Origin of the sequence: Bacillus sp. AR2-1 (assembly GCF_008368755.1) — a bacterium.
Lineage (GTDB): Bacteria > Bacillota > Bacilli > Bacillales > Bacillaceae_G > Bacillus_A > Bacillus_A wiedmannii.
This window is the reverse complement of record NZ_QORY01000008.1, coordinates 454,127-477,205: the sequence shown is the minus strand read 5'-3', so window position 1 is coordinate 477,205 and position 23,079 is coordinate 454,127. Positions and strand designations below refer to the sequence as shown.

Below are 23,079 nucleotides of genomic sequence, written 5' to 3'. Positions count from 1 at the left end.
CATACTTTTATTTTTTCATAATGCCAACAGAAAAAAAAGAGGAATTTGTAATATTCTTTATGAAATTGTCGGTGTTTGTATTGATTCTGTTACAGAATTAACAGGATTTACTCTAACAAGTATGACATCTTCCCCAATTTTCATAATTTCCTCCCAAGGAATTACAATTTCTACATCCTTCCCAAAGATCCCTAACATACGTGCCTGTTTGGAAATAATAATAGACCCGATCTTCCCTGTGTTCATATCAATTTCAATATCTCCAATATTCCCAAGCCTTTTTCCATCTGAAACATTTATTATCTCTTTCATCTGCAACTCCGAAATTCTTATCATTTTCATCCTCTCCCTTATATATGACGAATTGAAAAAACACTGTTTCTCAAATTAACAGGAAGCACCCTCTACTAATCCCATATTATTTTCATTATATGAACACAGCTTCCCTACTATGAGCGAAGACAAACTATATTACATATAAAAAGGTTTCACCATAAATGGTGAAACCTTATCCTTGAATCGTCTTATTCATTTGTTTAATAGCTGATTTCTCTAAACGTGACACTTGTGCTTGAGAAATCCCAATTTCTTCTGCAACTTCCATTTGTGTCTTTCCTTGAAAGAAACGTTTTCGAATAATCATTTTCTCACGATCATTTAAACGCTTCATCCCTTCTTTTAGTGCTAACTCTTCAACCCACTGCTCGTCCTTTTGTTTTTCATCACTTAACTGATCCATAACAAAGATAGGATCTCCCCCATCGTTATAAATCGGTTCAAATAATGAAACTGGATCTTGAATCGCATCTAATGCAAAAACAATTTCTTCATGAGTCACTTCAAGCACTTTTGCAATATCCATTGCTGTTGGTTCTTTTGAATTTTCTGCAATCAATTTCTCTCTTACTTGTAACGCTTTATACGCAATATCTCGTAATGATCGAGATACGCGAATCGGATTATTATCACGCAAATATCTGCGTATTTCCCCAATAATCATCGGCACAGCATACGTTGAAAATTTTACATTTTGGCCTAAATCAAAGTTATCAATGGATTTCATAAGTCCGATGCAACCAACTTGAAATAAATCGTCAACATATTCTCCTCTGTTATTAAATCTTTGGATGACGCTCAGTACAAGACGTAAGTTTCCATTCACTAATTTCTCTCTTGCGCTTATCTCTCCACTTTGCATTTCACGAAATAATTTACGCATTTCATCATTTTTTAGTACGGGAAGTTTAGCTGTATCAACACCGCAAATTTCTACTTTGTTTCTCGTCAAAGTGTTCCCTCCTATCGGGAGTTGCTGTACAGTGTAAAGTATTTCCTTTGAAGGGGATTTTATGCATGCGGTTTTCTCTTCATTTTTCATTTTCGTTGTCTCTTCTCATACAACGAAAGAGAATAAGACCAGCCTAGATAACGGCTGGTCTTATTCTTTACACCATTTTATTAAATTCTTTTCGTAATCTTTTTATGATTCTTTTTTCTAAACGCGAAATGTATGACTGTGAAATCCCAAGCATATCCGCCACATCTTTTTGCGTCTTTTCCTCTTCTCCAGCAAGCCCAAACCGAAGTTCCATAATTTGTTTTTCACGATCATTTAATTGATGCAATGCTTTCATTAGAAGATGACGATCTACAGTAGCTTCTAAATCTTTTGTAATAATATCATCATCTGTACCTAATACATCTGATAACAAAAGTTCATTCCCATCCCAATCGATGTTAAGCGGTTCGTCAAAAGAAACTTCTGAACGATTTTTATTATTCCGACGCAAATGCATTAAAATTTCATTTTCTATACAACGTGAGGCATATGTCGCTAATTTTATTTTCTTTTCCGGATTAAATGTATTCACTGCTTTAATAAGGCCGATTGTTCCTATACTAATCAAATCTTCAATATTTATCCCTGTATTTTCAAACTTTCTTGCTATATATACAACTAACCGTAAGTTGCGTTCAATCAGTAACGATCTTGCTGCCTGATCTCCTTTTGGCAATTTATTCAAAAGAACTTCCTCTTCTTCTTTCGTTAACGGTGGTGGCAACGCTTCACTTCCACCGATATAATAAATTTCATCGGTCTTAATTCCTAATTTCAACAATACTTTATACCAAAGGTATACTAAATAAAATTTTAATTTCATCATATTATCCCGCCTCCCATTATTAAGCAATTACCATTTTTTGCGAAATTAACATTTTCGGATGCACAATACATTGATACTCTCCATTGGTTGACAACTGTTGTGTATTTAATCCAATCAATACTTTGCTGACTACAATAGAACTACCTTCATGATAAATTTGCACACTGTCTGGCTTAATTGCCCATAAAAATTGATTCTCTACTCCTACTGCTCTGAAAGGAATTAAGCGTAATTTTGTCGCCCAGCCAGAATCATTTTCTGGTATTTGAGGAATCTCTGTTTTGGAATAAATTTGTTCTGTTAACCAAGCTGGCAAGCAATGCTCTAATGATGAAATATGCATAATCATAACGGGTGTTTTTGTTAACGGGTCGTAAAGTTGGTTCCCACTATCAATTAAACCTGCGAGTTCTAGTTCCTCTTCAGCTAATTGAATTTTCAATTTCACAATTTGGTCATAGTGTATTTTTGTAACCTCTACGCTTTCAATACGCTTTTTAGAAAAATAATAAATTACTGGAAAACCAAAAACAACAAACAGCCAGCTAATTGGATCACCGTAAGAAATTGATTGAGATTGAACCAATCCATTTACCATTTCATTCGTTTGCAAAAAGAAATGAGTCCCAATTAACCCTCCGCCAACCATAAAGGTTACAAAGTAAAAAGTAAAAACAGTTTGTGCATAGTTTCTAAACGTTGTAAACCCAAATGCTGTATACACAATAAGTAACGAGTACAGTAGTTTCATAATTGGATGTGTCATCATAGAAGCAAAAGGAGTAAAGGCAAAAATAACAATGCTTGAACCTATAAATGCCCCTAACACAAGCCTCCATCTTTTGATCTTCTTTTTTAACACGGTTGCTGTTAATAAAAGTAAAAGAAAATCAATGCAGGCGTTTAACAACCAAACAACGTCGGCGTAAACAACCAAACAATTCACCTCTTTTTTTAAGTTGAGACTAGTATAATGCATATCCAATAGGAAAGTGTGTCAATTTGCGGAGGTGTTTTTTTGTTATTTTGTGCTTTCTAGACAAAATCTGTCGGTAAAAAATAAAAGTATATGTTTCATAGAATACTATATCTTTTTACTTATATATTAAGTGAAACTTTAATCACCCCACACCAATCAGGCTGCCCAGCAAATAGCGGGCTAAATCGAAATATATAAAATAAAAAAAGACCTGCTTAGCAGATCTTTTCCCTGTATAAAACAAAAAAGGAGCATAAAAGCTCCTTTTCTTTTATCGTCTACGACGGTTACGTAAGAATGCTGGAATATCGATGTCATCTGAATCTGTATGACGCTCATGCACAACCGGCTCTTCACGTTTCATTTCACGCTTAACTTCACGTTGTTTTGAAGGTTGAGCTACTTGCTGTTGCTGTTGTTGCGTGTGATTCGCAGTCGGACGGATAATTGGTTTTGGTGGCTGCGTCGAAGCACTATCATCAAAACCAGTTGCAATTACAGTTACAACGATATCATCTTTTAATCCTTCATTAATAACAGAACCGAAGATCATATTTACTTCTGGATCTGAAGCTGAAGCTACAATGTCTGCCGCTTCTTGTACTTCATATAAGCTTAAGTTAGCTCCACCCGTAATGTTCATGATAACACCTTGAGCTCCATCAATAGATGTTTCTAATAATGGACTAGAAATCGCTTTTTTCGCAGCTTCAGCAGCACGATTTTCTCCATTACCAGAACCAATACCCATTAAAGCAGAACCTCTATTAGACATAATTGTCTTTACGTCTGCGAAGTCTAAGTTAATTAAACCTGGTGTTGCAATTAAATCAGAAATACCTTGAACACCTTGACGTAATACGTTATCTGCTTCACGGAATGCTTCTAACATCGGCGTATTTTTATCAACAATCTCTAATAAGCGATCGTTTGGAATTACAATAAGTGTATCTACATTTTCTTTAAATGCCGCAATACCAGATGCTGCTTGCGTTGCACGTTTACGTCCTTCAAATGTAAATGGACGTGTCACAACACCAACTGTTAATGCCCCTAATTCTTTTGCAACTTGAGCAACAACTGGAGCTGCACCAGTTCCAGTTCCGCCGCCCATACCAGCAGTTACGAAGACCATATCCGCACCACGAAGTGCTTCTTGGATCTGTTCTTTACTTTCTTCTGCAGCTTTTTTCCCTACTTCAGGGTTTGCACCTGCACCAAGTCCACGTGTTAATTTTCCACCAATTTGCATTTTTGTTTCAGCTTTTGATAGATTTAATGCTTGTGCATCAGTATTCACAGCGATAAAGTCTACACCTTGTACACCGTGTTCAATCATACGGTTTACAGCATTGTTTCCGCCACCGCCGACACCGATAACTTTTATATTCGCTAATTGATCTTGAGTAGTATCAAACTCTAACATGTCGAAATCCCCCTAGAACCTCATTTTTCGTGTCCAATTTTAATCCCATAAATAACGGAATACACGTTTTACTTTTGACATCATACGTTCATCATTTTGATTATTATTGTTTTGATTACGAGTTTTTTGTTTCGCAGGTTGCTGTTGTACCGGCGTTGGTGCTGGTGCTGGTACTGGTTCAAAATGTTCTTGCTTTTCCTGCACATTTTTTCCACGTAATTTAGCTTTTTGATAAGAATGTTTAATTAATCCTACTCCACTTGTATATTGGGGCTCACGCACACCAATATAATCAGGAGTCGCTATACGAACATTTTCATGTAAAATATCATATGCAAGATCAAGAACACCCGGCATAGAAGCAATTCCACCAGTTAGTACATAGCCAGAAGCTACTTGCTTTACTCCTAACTTACGCACTTCATCTTGAACAAACATTAAAATTTCCTCTACACGAGCCTCTATTATATCCGATAATTCCAACTGAGAATATTGTTCTGTTTGATCGCTTCCCATAATAGGAACCGTAAACATCTCTTCTTCAGATGCTGTATCATAAAAAGCATGTCCATATTTCAACTTTATTTGATCTGCATTGTCTGTTGAAGTTTTCAACCCAATCGCAATATCCTTCGTTATATGGTCTCCACCTAACGGTAATACGCTCGTCGCTTGTAACTCTCCATCTTTAAAAATAGATAAAGTTGTAGATCCTCCCCCCATATCAACAAGGGCTACTCCTCTATTTTTTTCATCTGAAGATATAGCAACTGTTGCAGCCGCTAAAGGTTGAAGACAAATATCAACTATTTCAAGACCTGCTTTTTCTACACAACGAAGTAGGTTATGTAGTAAAGTTCTCGAGCCTGTTATAAGTGTACCTTCCATTTCTAATCTTACACCGATCATCCCGCGTGGATCGTTAATCTCGTCAAGACCGTCTACGATGAACTGTCGAGGTACCACATCAATAAACTCACGCTCTGGAGCAATTGACACAACTTGTGCTGCATCTAGAACGCGTAAGACATCTTCATTCCCGATTTCACGATCTTCATTTGAAACAGCGACTACTCCGTGACAAGGAAGTAGCTGTACCTGGTTTGCATTGACACCTACTACAACTTGCTCAATGTGGATTCCCACCATGCGCTCAGCTTGTTCAATTGCTTTTTTAATTGATCGAACAGTCTCGTCTATATCAACTATCGATCCCTTCTTTAAACCATTTGATTTTACATTTCCAACACCAATAATGTTTAAGCTGTCATTAACCATTTCACCAATGATGACTTTAACATTGGATGTACCGATGTCAAGACTAACATATATTTCATTGCTGTTCATTCTTTGGCACCTCCTTCTTTATTTATACCATACAACTCAATATATGGAACAACAATCGCAACTTTACTATTTATAAGAAAAATATTCAACGTCTTTATACGTTTCCCTTTTTTAACCCTATATTTTTCTTATTTTTATTTAACATTCATTTAAGAATATCGCAGTAAACTGTGAATAACTGCTTATCTTGAAATAATTCTATTTCAAGTGTAAAGATTACCGCCAAGTATAAGTCTACACTAAGATGTACTCATAGAAAAGTGAAACTTGTACCAATCCTAGTATGAATCTAAGAATTTTTACATCTTTTTCATCAAATGAACCATTCTTGTAAATTCAGATGCATTCAATAGAACGTTCGTTTCGTTTTTTCTACAGGAACGTAGTAAAAACTATCGTTCTATTCTTTTTTTTCTTCCGCTCCTAATTCTTTCGTATATGCCCCTACTTCTAAATCAATTAATACCTTTTTACCCGGCTCAATTGTTTTTAAGATAAGCGGATAAGCTTCCATACGCTTTGCGAAATTTTGAATCGTAGTGCTCACTTCGTACCCTTCGTTCATATATAAAGTAAGATGATCTTCATTCGCATTCGTCGGTGAATAACGAATTTCAGAAATAGACCTTAAAATAGTTGGTGTTAATTTTTCAAGCTCAGCAATTAACTCCTTCATTTTTTCCTCTTTAAAAGGTTCAAAAATTGGTGCTGCAACAGGAAGTTTTCCGTTCGGAAGTACATCAAGTGTTTTCCCGTTCTCTAGTAACGGTTGTAATTTCCCATCTTTGTTTATATAACCAATCGTTAAATATTCTTCAATATGAACATCAATTTTATTTGGAAAACGTTTTTTTACATTTACTGCTTTAATTTCTTTTCGTTTCGTTAGGTTTTCTTCTGCTTTATGTGCTGTCACTCGGAAATAACTTGTATCATACGTCACACCTGATTCCTTCATCACTTGTTCATCTGTCATATAATGATTTCCAAACACACTTATCTTTTTGATATTGCTTAGCGGAGACCGAAAATAAATTAAAAAGAGCACTAATAAAAATAAAATTGATATGTATAAAATCAACCGATGATTAACATTTTTCTTGTTTTTCTTCTGTTGATTTTTTAACTTTGGTACACGATCCTGTAGTTTAATCACTTTACTATTTTTCATGTACGATCCCCCTACGTAACATAAAAAACGGCATGTTCCTCATGCCGTTCTTATCTTCTTATTATAACATAAATGATAATGAGCGGAACGAATAACCGTTATCTTCCAATGATTTCTACTTCTGTATGCATTTCTACGCCAAATTTATCCTCGATTGTTTGTTTTATTAATGCAATTAAAGATAAGACATCTTGCGCACTGGCCCCCCCAGTGTTAATAATAAAATTCCCATGCATTTCAGAAATTTGAGCTCCGCCTATTTGATAACCACGAAGCCCCGCCTTTTCTATTAAGTCTCCTGCAAAGTATGGGATTGGATTCCGAAATATGCTTCCTGCACAAGGATGATTCCACGGCTGTGTTTCACGACGGTAGTCTTTATTCTTTTGCATGACGCTTACGATTCCCTCACGCTCCCCTACCTGCAATTGAAACTCAGCTTCCAAAACAATACCAGGACGTTTCGTTTGCAATACAGAAGTACGATAGGAAAACTCCATTTCTTCATGTGTTAACCAATCAATTGTTCCGTTTTCAAACAAAATAAGAGCTTTTGATAATATGTTTGATATATCCGATTTATGTGCTCCTGCATTCATATACACTGCACCACCAACACTTCCTGGAATACCACTGGCAAATTCCAGGCCAGATAACCCTTGGCGACTAAGTAAAGTTGATAATTTAATAAGGGGATACCCACCACCAACTCTTACTCTATGTTTTTCGACTTCTAAGTGGTCTAATCCTTCTCCTAAACGAATAACGACACCTTCTATACCTAGATCAGATACAAGAAGGTTCGAACCTCGACCAATTACAGTCCACTTTGTTTTATATTTTTTTACTAACTGCAACGTTTTTTCAATACTGACAACATGCTTTGGCACAATTAAAATATCAGCTGGTCCACCTATTTTCATAGTGGTATAACGCGCTAACGCTTCATTCACTAACACGCGACCAACATTTGCTTCTATAAGCTCATTTACTAATTGCTCCATAAACAATCTCCCCCATACTAAGTATCCTTATTACAGTAGTATGCAGGGCGTTCACCTAACGTTATTTTTTTACAAGCTTATTCATTACTTCATACAGCTTATTTGCTGCATCTGGAATACCTAATTGCCCCGCAGCCAGCTTCATATTTTGTAATGTTTGTGCATCCAATAAAATCTCATCAATATCACGAATAAGCGTTTCTGCTGTTAAATCTTTTTCAAGCAACATTTTTGCTGCTCCTTTATCGACAACGGAACGTGCATTCTTTTCCTGATGGTTATTTGTTACGTAAGGACTCGGTATTAACACACTTGGCTTACCTAACGCGGTTAATTCTGCAAGTGTTGTTGCCCCCGCTCTTGAAACAACAAGATCTACACCTGTAAGTACCTCTGGCATATTATGAATGAAAGGTTTAATAATAACATTATTCGGATTCCCTTTTTGCTTCACTGCTTCCATCACTTTGTCATAATGAACTTCACCTGTTACATACAATATTTCGTAACTTTTATTTCCAAACTGTTCAATTGCCTCTACGAAAGCATCGTTAATCGGTCTAGCCCCACGACTTCCACCAAAAATAAGTACCGATTTTTTAGGAAGAGATAAACCTACTGAACGTTTTCCTTTCATTCCATTCTGATCCATTACTTCTGATGCTCTTGGATTTCCTGTCATCACTACTTTTGACTGTGGAAAATGTTCTGCAGCCGCTTCAAAACAAACCGCAACTTTATCAACATAGCGGCTTAAAAATTTATTCGTTACACCAGGTACACTATTTTGTTCATGTACAATGGTTGGAATACCTAATTTTGCTGCAGCATATACAACTGGTCCACATACATATCCACCCGTTCCAATCACAATATCTGGATTAAAACGACGAATATATCGTTTACTATCTTGTACACCCTTTAGGAAACGCATCACCGTTTTCACGTTATCTAACGATATTTTACGCTTAAATCCACTTATAACAATAGATTGAAACGGTATGCCTGCTTTTGGAACGATCGTGCTCTCTAATCCACTCTCCGTACCAATATATAAAAACCTTGCTTCCGGATTTAATTTTTTTATTTCTCTTATTAGAGCAAGAGCCGGATAAATATGACCTCCAGTGCCCCCACCACTTACTAATACACGCACTACTAACTCCTCCGCTTCTCTTTTCTTATTTCAGTCGTATTTATTTCTATATACATCATGTTTCTTCGCGCACATACGAAAAACCCTGTCTTATAAAACAGGGTTTAGTAGCGAGAATGGCGACTTATATTTAATAATACACCTACTGCCATTAACATTAATGTCAAACTTGATCCACCATAACTTAAAAACGGCAAAGTAATACCTGTTACAGGCATCAATCCTGTTACAACACCAACATTAATCATTACTTGAATCGCAATCATCGCCACAATACCTACTGCTAAAAACGTACCATATAAATCTGGCGCTCCTAAAGCTATACGAATCCCACGCCATAATAATAGACTAAATAATAATAACACAAATGAACCACCAATAAAACCTAATTCCTCCGATAAGATCGCAAATATAAAGTCTGTTTGCGGTTCAGGTAAATAAAGAAACTTTTGTCTACTTTGTCCAAGTCCAAGCCCGAATAATCCACCAGGTCCAATTGCGAGTAACGATTGAATAATTTGAAATCCACTTCCAAGCGGATCTGACCACGGATCTAAATATGATGTAATACGTTTCATTCGATACGGTGCTGATGCAATTAGCCCTACAAATCCTGCTACACCAAGCAAACCAAACATTGCAAAGTGAAAGACCCTTGCCCCCGAGATAAATATCATAATAATACATGTCCCAACCATTACGGTTCCTGTGCCAAGATCTGGCTGTAACATAATCATCCCAAAAGCAAGAAATACAAAACTAAGAGCTGGTAGTAAACCACGTTTAAAAGAGGTAATTAATTTTTGTCGTTCCGCTAAAAATTTTGCTAAGAAAATAATCATCGCAAACTTCATAAATTCTGACGGTTGAATGGAAAATGCCCCGATTCCAATCCAACTTCGCGCCCCTCCTCGAACAAGTCCTACCCCAGGAATAAGAACAAGAATAAGAAGAATGAAGCAAACTAGCAAAATTACTTTTGAATACGTACGCCACACCCAATAATCAATTTTCATAATTAAAAACATAGCCACTACACCAATACTTGCAAATAGCAATTGCCTTTTTGCAAAAAAGAATGAGTCCCCCATTTTATAAGAGGCCCAAACCGCACTCGCACTATACACCATAACCATTCCGATTGTTAACAACGCAAGTGTAACGATGATGAGAATAAAATCAGGCGTTTTCTTCATTACCCATAAACACCACCTCTTTAGGCAGAAACTTTTGCCCTATGTAACAAAACATCAGTAGGTGTTAGCCTACTGATGTTTTGATTTACTTTATATAAGTTTATGCACAGCTTGTATAAAAATGTCTCCTCTTTCTTCAAATGTTTTAAATTGATCCCAGCTTGCACATGCTGGAGAAAGAAGAATTACATCGCCATCTGTAGAATGAGCATAAGCTTTCACTACCGCTTCATCTAAAGTATCGACACTTTCAATTGTATCTAATCCCGCTTTTTCTGCAGCTCTTACTAGTTTTGGAGCTGTTTGTCCAAATGTTACAATTGCTTTTACATTTTTGAAATATGGAATTAAATCATCGAATTCATTTCCACGATCAAGCCCACCTGCTAATAACACAATCGGTTGTGTAAACGCAGATAAAGCTTTCTCAGTCGCTAACATATTCGTTGCTTTTGAGTCATTATAAACCTTACGATTGTTAATAGTTGTTACATATTCTAAACGATGTTTTACACCTGTAAAACGTTTTAATACCACCGTAATCGCTTCATTAGAAACACCCAATAATTTTGCGATACTCATCGCTGCTAAAATATTTTCTAAATTATGTTGACCAGGTAAAACGATATCGCCTACTTCAACAACTTTTTCACCTTTAAAACAAAGAGCATTCTCTTTTATACACGCACCATCTTCAATTTCTTTCTTTGTCGAGAATAGTACTTTTTGCCCTTTACTATAAGCAGATAAAGCCATCACATCTGCATCATCTGCATTTATTACACTATAATCATTTTCTGTTTGGTTTTTAAAAATATTTGCTTTTGCTAAACCATATTCCTTCTTCGTCCCGTGATAATCTAAGTGGGCCTCAAATAAATTTAAAAACGCAGCAATTTTAGGTTGGAACAATTCTACTCCCATCAGTTGGAACGATGAAAGCTCTGTAACTACAACTTCATTTTCTTTTGCACCCTGTGCTACTTCACACGCTACAGTTCCTATGTTCCCTGCAATTATAGGATGCTTTTGTCCTTCTTTTAGCATTTCAAATGCAAGCATTGTCGTCGTCGTTTTACCGTTAGACCCCGTAATCCCAACAAATGGCGCTTCTGAAATACGATATGCTAATTCAACTTCCGTAACAATTGGGATTTGCTTTTCTTTCGCAGCAACTAATATTGGATTAGAATACGGGATTCCTGGATTTTTTACTACAAGAGAAATATTTCTCTCTAACAATTCTAAAGGATGACCACCGCATACAACGTCCATTCCTTTTGCTTGTAATTCTGCAGCAAGTACATTATCTGCTAAAGGCTTTCCGTCATTTACAATAACATTTGCCCCTAATTTTTGTAACAACGTAGCTGCTGCATAACCACTTTTTGCAATGCCTAATACAAGAATATTTTTATTTTGAAATTCAGTTACAGTTTTCAATTACATCCACACCCCGATATAAATTCCTAACACAGCTAATAAAAATCCTACAGACCAAAATGTCACAACAACACGCCACTCTGACCAACCACATAATTCATAATGATGGTGTAATGGACTCATTTTAAAGACACGTTTTCCTGTTGTTTTAAAAGAAATGACCTGAATAATAACAGATAAAGTTTCCATTACGAATACTCCACCAATGATTACAAGTAGTAATTCTTGTTTTAATAAAATCGCTACAGCTGCAATGGCTCCACCTAAAGCTAAGGAACCTGTATCTCCCATAAACACTTTGGCTGGATTTGCATTGAATACTAAAAATCCAAGTACAGCTCCTACAACTGCCATACAGAATATCGCTACTCCAAATTGCTCTTGCGCTACTGCAATAATACTAAAAGCTCCAAATGCAATAGCAGCTGTTCCTGATAATAAACCATCTAAACCGTCAGTTAAGTTAACTGCATTTGATCCACCAATAAGCATAAATAATACAAGTACAAAATACGCCCAACCTAGTTCAAACTTAACATCTGTTCCCGGAATCATGATGTATGTGTGGAGCGCTTGCCCTTTTCCAATTAAAAAGAACGCAATAGCAATAACAAGCTGACCTACTAATTTTTGTTTTGATGTTAAACCAAGATTTCTCTTCTTAACTACCTTTATGTAGTCATCTAAAAATCCAATTAATCCGTAGCCAAATGTCACTAATAATAATAACGAAACCTCTGCACCTAAATGATTAAACTTAATCGCCATAATAAGTGAAGTTACCATCATAGATACATATATGACAATACCACCCATTGTAGGTGTCCCTGATTTTTTTTGATGTGACTTTGGTCCCTCATCACGAATACTCTGTCCGAACTTTAATTTCCTTAAAAATGGAATAAACAATGGCGAAAGGGCAACAGAAATTAAGAATGCTACCCCAGCCGTTACTAATAAACCTTGCTCAAGCACATGTAGTCCTCCTCTCACGTTGTTACTCTTCGTTGTTTAAACGCTCTGTAATTGCTTCTTTAGCGACTTCACGATCGTCAAAATGATGAACGTCTTTACCAATAATTTGATACGTTTCATGACCCTTACCAGCAATAATGATGATATCTTCAGCTTTCGCGTTAGCAATTGCATGGTATATCGCTTCTTTTCTATCAATAATTACTTCATAATTATTCCCATTTGCACCCTGCACCATATCATCTAAAATAGCCCCTGGCTCTTCACTTCTTGGATTATCTGAAGTGTAAATTGCATGAGTTGCATATTTTGTTGCAACACTTGCCATGATTGGTCTCTTTGTTCGATCTCTATCTCCACCACAACCGACGATGCAATATACATCGCCTTTTGCAAACTGTTTTGCTGTTTTTAATACATTCTCTAAGCTATCTGGTGTATGTGCATAATCAACAATAACTGTATAATTTTGTCCACCATCAACTACTTCAAAACGTCCTGGAACTCCAGCTAGTTGCTTTATTACATCAATAACCGTTTCTAAACTTACACCAGAAACAAGTCCTGCCGCTGTTGCCGCTAGTACGTTATATACATTAAATTTCCCAATCAATTTCATCGTAACATTTACACTTTCATACGGTGTTACAAGCGTAAATGTAGTTCCAGCACTCGTCATAACGATATCTTTGGCCATAATATCACTTGTTGTATCAATTCCATACGTTACAACAGTTGCCGCAGTACTTCTCATATATTCCGCAGTTACAGCATCATCGTTATTCAGTACCGCGTACTTTTCACGACCATGGTTATAACTATTGCCAAGTTGTGCAAATAGCAACCCTTTTGCATGTTTATATTCTTCCATCGTTTTATGATAGTCTAAATGATCTTGTGTTAAATTTGTAAACACTGCTACATCGTAATCACATCCGTGTACACGACCAAGATCTAAAGCATGTGACGAAACTTCCATTACTGTACTATCTACACCGTGCTCAACCATTTTTAAAAATGTCTGTTGAAGTGTTAGTGCATCTGGTGTTGTATTTTTCACCTCAAATGTTTCATCACCGATTTTCATATTAATCGTTCCAATTAGCCCCGTTTTATGACCATGTGCGCGCATAATCTCATCCATAATATGCGATGTTGTTGTCTTTCCATTTGTACCTGTAATTCCGATTAAATGTAACTTGTGTGTTGGTTGACCATAAAAATAATCAGCTAAAACCGCTAACGAACGAAAAGTGTTTTTCACAAGTACAACTGGAACGTCAACATCAATTGGTCTTTCCGCAACAATAGCAGCCGCTCCTTGTGCCGCTGCTTGCTTAGCAAAATCATGGCTATCAACCGTATATCCTTTCATACATACAAATAAGCTTCCCTCTTTCACTTTACGTGAATCAGCTTCTATAGATGTGATTTCTGGATTTTCTTTTGGAACAACTGGAAAATCATGCAAACATGATAAAAGTGTATGCAACTTCATTTCACTAAACCCTCTCTACATTGTGTATTTATCTCTTTTTTAATAAGCAACACGTTACCTCCTAAATATGTAAAATAGGAGGTAAGTGCTACTGTGTCTAATAAATAGACTTATTTATAATTGGGGCTCTTACAGCCTCAAATTAAGTAACTCTTCTATAAAGAACTCACTTCCACCAATTGTACCATAAAACGTACTAGGTTACCTTTAATTCCCGAAGTAAATTCTAATTTTTGAGCCTTCTTTCACTTTAGCTCCTGCTTCTGGGGATTGTTTAATTACTTTCTCTCCGTCTCCACTTATATCAAGCTTCAAATCGACGAGTTGTGTCTGTAAGTCTTTCTTTTTCATACCAATTAAATTCGGAACTTCCACAGTTGGTGTATCGCCCCATTTATATTCTCTCTCAACTTGTTCTTTTCTCGGTTTCACTCCCATAACAGGAAGTGCATCCCGAAGAATATTCCCAACAATTGGAGCTGCTACTACTCCACCAAATTGCGTTACACCTTTCGGATTATCAACAGCAACATAGACAACAATTTCCGGATCATCCGCTGGAGCAAAACCGATAAAAGATACTATATAATTATTCTCTAAATATTTACCATCTTTCACCTTTTGAGCCGTACCTGTTTTTCCACCTACACGATACCCATCAATGAAAGCACCTTTACCAGATCCCTTTGCTACAACATTCTCTAATGCATACCGAACTTTTTCTGAAGTTTCCTTGGAAATAACTTTTCTTTTTTCCACAGGTGTCTTTTTACTTACAACTTGATTATTTTTCGGATCAATAAATTCCTTAGCTATATACGGTTGATACAATGTCCCACCATTTACAGCCGCTGCTACTGCTGCTACTTGTTGAATTGGTGTTACAGAAACTCCTTGACCAAATGAAGTAGTTGCTTGCTCGACTGGACCGACTTTATCTAAATTAAATAAAATCCCACTACCTTCACCTTGCAAATCAATTCCGGTTTTCTGTCCAAAGCCAAAATTACGAATGTATTTAAACAATCGGTCTTTACCAAGACGATCACCAAGTTCAATAAATCCTGGGTTACATGAGTTTTGAACTACTTCTAAAAACGTTTGGCTACCATGGCCTCCCGCTTTCCAGCATTTCAATCTAGCTCCACCCACTTCAGCTGCTCCATCATCATAAAACGTATCTTTCTCTAAGTCTACTAAATTTTCATTCAAGGCTGCTGCTAACGTAATGATCTTAAATGTTGAACCAGGCTCATACGTACTCCATACTGGTAAATTTCTATTATACACTTCTGGAGAAACACTTTGAAAATCTGCTGGATCAAAACTCGGCCGACTCGACATACCTAAAATTTCACCATTTTTCGGATTCATTGCAATCGCAATCATACCATCTGGATTATATGTCGACTCTGCAATATTCATTTCTCTTTCCATAATTCTATTAATACGTGCATCAATTGTTAAACCTAAATTCAAACCAGCTTCTGGTTTTTTGAAATCATCGCCAACATTAGGCATCCTTTGTCCTTTTGCATCTGCAAAAAAACGCACATGACCTTCATCACCATTTAGCTCTTTATCATAATATTTTTCCAGTCCCATAAGACCTTGGTTATCACTACCTGCAAACCCTAATACGTGTGATAAAAAGTTGCCAAATGGATAGTACCGGATAGAGTCCTCTGCGATATAAACACCTTTCAAACTTAATCCTCGTACCTCTTTCGCTTTATCATGTGATATTTTCCTTCCGCCTTTATCTAACCTTACAATTGATTCTTTTTTTGTAATTCTCTTATAAATCTCATCTTTTTCCACACCTAATACTGCAGCTAACTTCTCTGCAGTCTCTGCTGGTTTTTCAATTTGCCTCGGTACAACAAAGACAGTTGGGGCACTTTTATTCGTAGCAAGTTCCACACCATTCCGGTCTAAAATTTTCCCACGTTCAGGTTCAAAAGTAATATTTCGACTCCATGAATCCTTCGCACGATCCGTTAACATATTGCCAAGAAAAAATTGCACATATCCAAGACGAATATCGATGATAGTGAAAATAAGTATACCTGATATGAGTATAAAAATAAGTCGTTTTCTAACCGTTACATTTGATACACGCATATTGGAACAAGCCTCCCTTACGCCTAGCTTGTTCCAATATATGCTTGTACTTATTTAATTAGAACTTCTTCTCTTTTACCATTACTGTTCTTCTGCTTCTTGTTGTGGTTCAAGTGGCGGTACAAGCGTTACACCTAACTCTGTACCAGGTTGTAACAATGTTCCTTCTGCCACACTTTGTTCGGTTACGTATCCGGTACCAGTAGGTTTTAGGTTAAGCTTTAATGTTTTTGCTAAATTCATAACATCACGAAGCGCCCAGCCTTGTATATTTGGCATTGTAGGTTTATCTCCCACTAAGAAGACTCGGTCACCCTTCAATGTTTGTTCAGTCGCTTTCGGTACTTGCTGCTGTACTTTCCCTTCACCTAATACGATTGGACGAAGTTTTGCTTTATCAATAGCTTTTTTCGCTTCTTCCATCGTTTTTCCGGTTACATCTGGAACAGCAGTTTGCTGCTCTTTCACATATTTCTTCGGATCTTTCACTTCATTAGGCTTAATCTTTAAATACTCTAAACTATTCTTCGTTACATATTTAAAAATATCAGCTAAAGGTTGTGCGCCACTCTCATCATCTTTCAATTTCGGTTGTTTAACAGCTACATATACAACAAGTTGCGGATCATCCATAGGTGCCATACCTAAGAACGAGAATATATAATTCTCTCTCCCTGTCATATAGCCACCTTTTCCATCCGGAATTTGGGCTGTTCCTGTTTTACCACCAACTGAATAACCATCGACTTTATAAGCGGTTCCTGTTCCTTTCGGCGATGTAACAACACGTTCTAATAACTGTCTTACTTGCGCTGCTGTTTCTTTTGTAACAGGTTTTCCCACTTCTTCTGGCTTATGTTCTAATTTTACTTCCCCTGTTATTGGATTTACAATTTTATCAACTGTATAAGGCTTCATCATTTTTCCGTCATTTGCAATAGCAGTTGCAGCTTGCACAAGCTGAATTGGTGTTACAGTAGAACCTTGTCCAAAAGCTGTTGTTACTTGCTGTATTTGCTGATCGAATATAATTGTATTTGAACCTTCACCAGGTAAATCAATCTTCGTTTTTTCATCTAATCCAAAACTATGAATATATTTTCGGAATCGTTCTGGTCCAAGTTTTTGATCCCCTAAAATTGCAAACGCTACGTTGGAAGAGCGCTCTACCCCTTCATCAAATGTGATAGATCCCCATCCAGCGCCACCGTTATGATCTTTTATTTTTCGGTTTCCGACTTGATATGTACCAGACTGATAATAATCTTGTCCTTTGTACACACCTTCATTAATAGCTGCTGCTAGCGTGAAAATTTTCATTGTTGATCCAGGTTCAAATGCATTTGCAATTGCGTCATTATAAAAATATTTAATATCCTCTCGGTTCGGATCATAACTAGGTTTAGTAGACATTCCTAATATTTTCCCTGTTTTTGGATCCGCAACAATCCCTATTAAGCTTTCTGGTTCATAATGTTTACTCGCTTCTTTCATTGCGTCTTCTAAAAAACTTTGAATACGCTGGTCAAGCGTTAAATATACATTATCTCCATTTTTAGGTGCCTTTACATTCACTTTTCCGCCGTCAAGAGATACGCCTCTACGATCGCCTGTATAAGCTACTTCTCCGTTAGAAGCTCCTAAATACTTATCCAAACTCTTTTCTAAACCAAATTGTCCTATAGCAATCCCCTTATCATCAGGTCTCGCATGACCTACGACATAAGATGCGAAATCACCGTTTGGATATACTCTGGCATTTTCAGTAATAAAAGATATACCTGGCAATTTTAATGCTTCTATTTGATCTTTCTGTTCTTTCGTCAAGCCCTTACCTAATTTCCCGAATTCCACTTGACTTTTATCTTTATTTAACGCAGCTAAAATATCCTCTTCGCCTTTTCCAAGTACTCCTGCAATTTTCTTTGCAGTGTCCTCTTTATTCTCAACCGGCTTCGCACCTTTTAATTCCGCTACAAGTTTATAAGAGTTTGCATCTTGCGCTAATACATGACCATTTTGGTCATAAATCGTTCCTCGATTTGCTTCGAGAACTCCTGCTTTACTATGTTTTTGCTGAGCGAGTTTATCCAAATCTTGATTATGCACTGTTCCTGTTGCTTGTATGTAAAAAAATCGGGCTAATAATAGCAAAAAGAGCAGGAGGAATAAAATCATAAAATACCCTGCTCCCTTATTGGTATGAAATTTAGTCATATTTCTCTTCATTTTCCCTTCACACCTATTGCCTTATTTGAGGCCCTTCACATTATTCGCATTAATTTCTAGCCCGTGTTTTTTTGCAACTTCAGCGATTCGTTCATAGCGACTTAACTTCTCTACTTCAGCCTGTAACTCTTGATTTTCTTTTTGCTTCTGTACAATTTTTTGTTCTATCGTCGCTGCTTCTACATTAACTTGATAAAGGCCTGCTTTATTTCCAATAAACGCTACACAGGCATACAATAAAAAGCCAATAAATGCTACATACAACAGTTTTTCGATTCTTGTAATCTTCGCTTTAGCTTTTGGCTGAACCATCTGCTGTGGGGGCGTTTGAATCTGTATCTCTTCTTGCGCTTGTTGTTTGTACTTTACAGCTAAGTTACTCATACCTCTCTCCCCTTTTTATCGTTTTTCAGCGATTCTCAATTTCGCAGAACGCGCTCGATTATTTTCTTCTAACTCTATATCAGAAGGTAAAATCGGTTTTCTCGTAATAAGCTTTAATTTTGGCTTAAATTCATCAGGAATAATCGGTAATCCTGGTGGCAATTGTGGCGTTGTGCTATTTCGTTTAAACGTCGTTTTACAAATACGGTCTTCTAAAGAATGGAATGTTATAACACTAACTCTTCCGCCCGGCTTGACCATCTCAATTGCAGATTCCAACGCTTCTTCAAATACTTTCAATTCATCATTTACCGCAATACGGATTGCTTGGAACACTCGCTTCGCAGGGTGTCCACCCGTTCTACGAGCAGGAGCTGGAATACCCTCTTTAATTAGTTCTACTAATTCTCCTGTCGTTTCAATAGCTTTATTCTCACGATACGCTTCAATTTTCCTTACTATTTGTTTTGAAAATTTCTCTTCACCATACTGGAAGAAAATTCTTACAAGTTGCTCATATGACCAGCTATTTACAACATCATATGCTGTTAATGGGGCATCTTGATCCATCCGCATATCTAACGGTGCATCATGATGATAACTAAAGCCACGCTCTGGTGTATCTAATTGTGGGGATGAAACACCTAAATCAAATAAAATACCATCTACTTCTGTTATACCTAATTCCTGTAGTTTTTCAGATAAATAACGGAAATTACTTTTTACTGTTATGAACTGCTCACCGTATGAAGAGAATCTTTCTTTCGCATTTTGAATCGCTATCTCATCTTGATCAAACGCGATTAATCTTCCACCTTCAGTTAATTGGGATAATAAATAAGAACTATGTCCTCCTCCCCCCAGTGTACAATCTACATATGTACCACCTGGCTTTATATCTAAGCCGTCTACTGTTTCCTTCAAAAGCACTGTTACGTGTTTAAACATTGTTGCACCTACTCTTTTTCCAATTAATTATGTTGAATGCATCTCCTCCTCCAAACGCATATTTCACGATTAGAGAACGAAATACTATGAAAGAACGACTCATTTAACTTGCCTACAAAGGCAGCATACTATACAAATCGCTATTTTCTTTTATTATATACTAAATTTTATCATCTTTTGCGGGAATTTAAATAAAAAACTGTCGAAAAAGATGATAATACGTTTACATTTTGTGCTATTTTGTCATATATTTAAGTATCCTGCATAATTACGATATTCACTTTTTTAAAATTGATAATTCAGAAAAATTTCACTTCACAGTAAATTCAACAAGACAAAAATAAAATCCTGCTCCTAAGAGCAAGATTCTATAGTTTTATGACATGATGTTTTCCGTCCCAAGAAAACGATTTTTCCATTACACGATCAACGAAATCCAAACCAAACTGATTTAAATAGTAACATACATTCCACACACGCTCTTGCGGCGCCCCTAATGGACGAAGTGCAAATTGTATACGACGGAATTTATTTAGCTGTACTTCATGTTTTTTCTCAACATTTCTTTTCAACATTCTTTCCAACAGTTCAATTTGTTCATTAATTTTGAATTCATTTTTCCCTGCAAACGCACTTAATCCAGGATCTATTTTCTTCACAAACTGTTGTAATGACGTATGGATATCAATTATTTCTTTTTTCGCCTCTACAAATCGATCATCTATCGGTTCCTCTATTTGATTAGATAACCAGTTTTCACGCAACTTATCTACGTTATTTAAAAAAGGATCACTGTCTTGCAATTGCAAATCGTATAAATCTGTCGCTATATCCCTCTCTACATAAGTGATTGTAATACGCGGAACGACAGGCGGCATTTGGAAACCAATCGTATGGAAAACTTGTTGCAATTCACTCCAGTAAGCTAATTCCCCTGGTCCTCCAATAAACGCGAGCGTAGGAAATAGATACTCTTGCATAAGAGGGCGCGTTACAACATTATTACTAAAGCGTTCCGGACTTCTTTCCATCTCTTCCATCAATTCCTCATATGAAAAGGAATACGCTCCATCCTTCCCTACAAACTTCCCTTGATCGTCTTCAAGTAATACTCGCTCATTATCAATTTCCATGAATATATGTACTGCATTATACTTTGTTTCAATAATCGGTTTATATCCTAATTCTTTAATTATTTCCTGTTGGTTATGAAGCCCCTCTTGCACTTCTTTATACTTACCTATAATTTGCTTAAAAAACGGCACTTCTAATTTTCTTAATTCAGGATGATGCGAATCAACAAGAATTAAACCAGAATTAACGAACATTTTCATAATAAGATGGGCAAAGAAATCTACATACGTATTCGATTTCCCCAAAGAATCATCAATAAATTGCAGTACATCCTTTGTAAAATTCGTTTCAGGGTATGTTTTGAAAATTTCTTCAATCCACTTTCTACAGTCTTCCAAAGAAAGCTCGGACTCTGAAGCACTCGCCACTTTCGGATTACGGTCATGAAAAATAGTCTTTTTTATTTTTTTATTCTTCGTTACAAAAGTATGATTAATTTCATCCATATCATGGTCTTCACCAGCAATCCAGAAAACAGGAACGACTTTAACACCTAAACTTTCTTCCTTTTCCCTCGCAAGCTGTAAAACTGAAATAATTTTATGAATTGTATAAAGTGGTCCAGTTAATAACCCAGCTTGTTGTCCAGCTATAACAACATATGTATTTTCATCTCCAAGCGCTTTTACATTTTGAATCGTAGCTTCTCCCGCTTGTAATTTTGTATTATATTCTAATAAATGCGCTACTAAACCTTGGCGGAAAAACTCCCTCTCACGCAAATCATGTACACGCTGTTTAAAAGCATCTTCTGTTAACATATAGTCAAAACACGACTGTATCTCTTTTTTACCGTTCATATAGTCCGCTACAACACCTTGTTGCGGAACAGAGATTTCTTTTATCTCCATATAATTCTTCCTTTCGTATCCTGTTCTCTCACCAATCCACATTGTAGTCAATGTTGCACGTAAAAGCAAAGAATTACACTTATTCTTTTACTTCTAATCCTTTTATTGCATCGAACAAAAATTGCAGTGTCGGAACAGATCGTTGCTGTTTCTTAGCTTCTTCTAATACATATCCAACAATCGCACCGATTTCCGTTTGTCTATTTGCCCTTACATCTGCCAGCATAGATGATGTATTACGAGACGTTCTTTCACATACGTGACGTACCATTTTCCATACCATTTCTTTTTCTTCTTTAACAAGAAAAACGACTTCCTGAAAAACTCGCTCCATCAATCGATAAAAAAACGGGTTCGTAATCAACTCTCCGTTCTGGACTTGTAATAATGCTGTCAATGGATTGATACATACATTAACTACTAATTTTTTGTGCATGACATCCTTCCAATCATCTTCTATTTGAATCGGAAAATGAGGAAATGGAAAGCAATTAAATATTTTTTCAAAATGTATAGACTGGCCGTGCACGATTCCAAACTTCGTTACACCTATCCCCGTATGATAAACGATATGTCTTTCTTCTTTTTTTGCACCATGCTCTACAATCCCAACCGCAATATTTTCATTCCTTATTTGCTGCATAGCATGAAGGTGCGACATTCCGTTTTGCAAAAAGATTAATGAGGATTCCCCTCGCACAAAAGGTAGTATGTCAGTTATATGATATTGCTTAACAGCAATAAATATATAGTCTAGCTTCTGGTCTAGCATACTTTCTATTGGTAAAGCAGGTGGGAATACGGTTTCACGTTTTTCCTCCCTCATACAAGTTACACCCGTTCTATTCAATTCCTCAGCCTGTTTAGCTGTCCTTGTAAACAACGTAACATCTTGATTACTTTTTTGTAAATAAAATGCATATAACAGACCGATAGCTCCTGGTCCCACAACTCCGATTTTCATTTTCACACAAGGAACTCATATAAATACGTTACACAAGTCCCTTTTCCCTCCCCCTTTTTATCCTGCAAACGCCTGATTGGTGCGG

General features: G+C 36.5%; 19 protein-coding genes. All 19 read right to left on the bottom strand.

The window, feature by feature from the left end:
• Window positions 1-57 precede the first annotated feature (57 nt).
• The gene (locus tag DT250_RS12285; protein ID WP_000619414.1) at window positions 58-336 is read right to left on the bottom strand and encodes a YlmC/YmxH family sporulation protein; all 279 of its coding nucleotides are present in this window, start codon (window positions 334-336) and stop codon (window positions 58-60) included.
• Between the two features lie 172 nt (window positions 337-508).
• Entirely contained in the window at window positions 509-1,288 is a 780-nt protein-coding gene (sigG, locus tag DT250_RS12280) for an RNA polymerase sporulation sigma factor SigG (RefSeq protein ID WP_000197753.1), read from the bottom strand.
• Window positions 1,289-1,445: 157 nt separating this feature from the next.
• Window positions 1,446-2,165, bottom strand: a complete 720-nt coding sequence (gene sigE, locus DT250_RS12275) for an RNA polymerase sporulation sigma factor SigE (protein ID WP_000976947.1) — start codon at window positions 2,163-2,165, stop codon at window positions 1,446-1,448.
• Window positions 2,166-2,184: 19 nt separating this feature from the next.
• Window positions 2,185-3,102: a sigma-E processing peptidase SpoIIGA gene (gene spoIIGA, locus DT250_RS12270; RefSeq protein ID WP_149213086.1), complete on the bottom strand. Its 918-nt coding sequence runs from the start codon at window positions 3,100-3,102 to the stop codon at window positions 2,185-2,187.
• A gap of 313 nt (window positions 3,103-3,415) precedes the next feature.
• Window positions 3,416-4,570 (bottom strand): cell division protein FtsZ, encoded by a 1,155-nt coding sequence (gene ftsZ / locus DT250_RS12265; RefSeq protein WP_000888983.1) that lies wholly within the window; start codon window positions 4,568-4,570, stop codon window positions 3,416-3,418.
• 39 nt (window positions 4,571-4,609) lie between these two features.
• A complete protein-coding gene (gene ftsA / locus DT250_RS12260; protein ID WP_048546087.1) occupies window positions 4,610-5,917 on the bottom strand; it encodes a cell division protein FtsA in 1,308 nt (435 codons plus the stop codon).
• Window positions 5,918-6,317: 400 nt separating this feature from the next.
• Window positions 6,318-7,088 carry a cell division protein DivIB gene (divIB, locus tag DT250_RS12255; protein WP_000798232.1) on the bottom strand — a complete coding sequence of 257 codons (771 nt, stop codon included), beginning with the start codon at window positions 7,086-7,088 and terminating at the stop codon, window positions 6,318-6,320.
• Between the two features lie 98 nt (window positions 7,089-7,186).
• Window positions 7,187-8,092: a UDP-N-acetylmuramate dehydrogenase gene (gene murB, locus DT250_RS12250; protein ID WP_149213085.1), complete on the bottom strand. Its 906-nt coding sequence runs from the start codon at window positions 8,090-8,092 to the stop codon at window positions 7,187-7,189.
• A gap of 61 nt (window positions 8,093-8,153) precedes the next feature.
• On the bottom strand, window positions 8,154-9,248 hold the full coding sequence (gene murG / locus DT250_RS12245) for an undecaprenyldiphospho-muramoylpentapeptide beta-N-acetylglucosaminyltransferase (RefSeq protein WP_001265424.1): 1,095 nt from the start codon (window positions 9,246-9,248) through the stop codon (window positions 8,154-8,156).
• Between the two features lie 104 nt (window positions 9,249-9,352).
• The gene (spoVE, locus tag DT250_RS12240) at window positions 9,353-10,444 is read right to left on the bottom strand and encodes a stage V sporulation protein E (RefSeq protein ID WP_000753516.1); all 1,092 of its coding nucleotides are present in this window, start codon (window positions 10,442-10,444) and stop codon (window positions 9,353-9,355) included.
• Window positions 10,445-10,534: 90 nt separating this feature from the next.
• Window positions 10,535-11,887, bottom strand: coding sequence for a UDP-N-acetylmuramoyl-L-alanine--D-glutamate ligase (murD, locus tag DT250_RS12235; protein WP_088064307.1), 1,353 nt, complete (start codon window positions 11,885-11,887; stop codon window positions 10,535-10,537).
• Entirely contained in the window at window positions 11,888-12,862 is a 975-nt protein-coding gene (mraY, locus tag DT250_RS12230) for a phospho-N-acetylmuramoyl-pentapeptide-transferase (protein ID WP_088064308.1), read from the bottom strand.
• A 22-nt stretch (window positions 12,863-12,884) separates the two neighbouring features.
• The gene (gene murE, locus DT250_RS12225) at window positions 12,885-14,360 is read right to left on the bottom strand and encodes a UDP-N-acetylmuramoyl-L-alanyl-D-glutamate--2,6-diaminopimelate ligase (RefSeq protein WP_088123309.1); all 1,476 of its coding nucleotides are present in this window, start codon (window positions 14,358-14,360) and stop codon (window positions 12,885-12,887) included.
• Window positions 14,361-14,567: 207 nt separating this feature from the next.
• Complete coding sequence (locus DT250_RS12220) at window positions 14,568-16,484, bottom strand: stage V sporulation protein D (protein ID WP_001266227.1); 1,917 nt, start codon at window positions 16,482-16,484, stop codon at window positions 14,568-14,570.
• Between the two features lie 81 nt (window positions 16,485-16,565).
• Complete coding sequence (locus DT250_RS12215; protein ID WP_079998456.1) at window positions 16,566-18,713, bottom strand: penicillin-binding protein; 2,148 nt, start codon at window positions 18,711-18,713, stop codon at window positions 16,566-16,568.
• A 21-nt stretch (window positions 18,714-18,734) separates the two neighbouring features.
• Entirely contained in the window at window positions 18,735-19,097 is a 363-nt protein-coding gene (gene ftsL, locus DT250_RS12210) for a cell division protein FtsL (protein ID WP_000067078.1), read from the bottom strand.
• A 15-nt stretch (window positions 19,098-19,112) separates the two neighbouring features.
• Window positions 19,113-20,045: a 16S rRNA (cytosine(1402)-N(4))-methyltransferase RsmH gene (gene rsmH, locus DT250_RS12205; RefSeq protein WP_000472512.1), complete on the bottom strand. Its 933-nt coding sequence runs from the start codon at window positions 20,043-20,045 to the stop codon at window positions 19,113-19,115.
• 368 nt (window positions 20,046-20,413) lie between these two features.
• On the bottom strand, window positions 20,414-22,030 hold the full coding sequence (gene bshC, locus DT250_RS12200) for a bacillithiol biosynthesis cysteine-adding enzyme BshC (protein ID WP_088064311.1): 1,617 nt from the start codon (window positions 22,028-22,030) through the stop codon (window positions 20,414-20,416).
• Between the two features lie 79 nt (window positions 22,031-22,109).
• A complete protein-coding gene (panE, locus tag DT250_RS12195) occupies window positions 22,110-23,000 on the bottom strand; it encodes a 2-dehydropantoate 2-reductase (protein ID WP_149213084.1) in 891 nt (296 codons plus the stop codon).
• Window positions 23,001-23,079 lie beyond the last annotated feature (79 nt).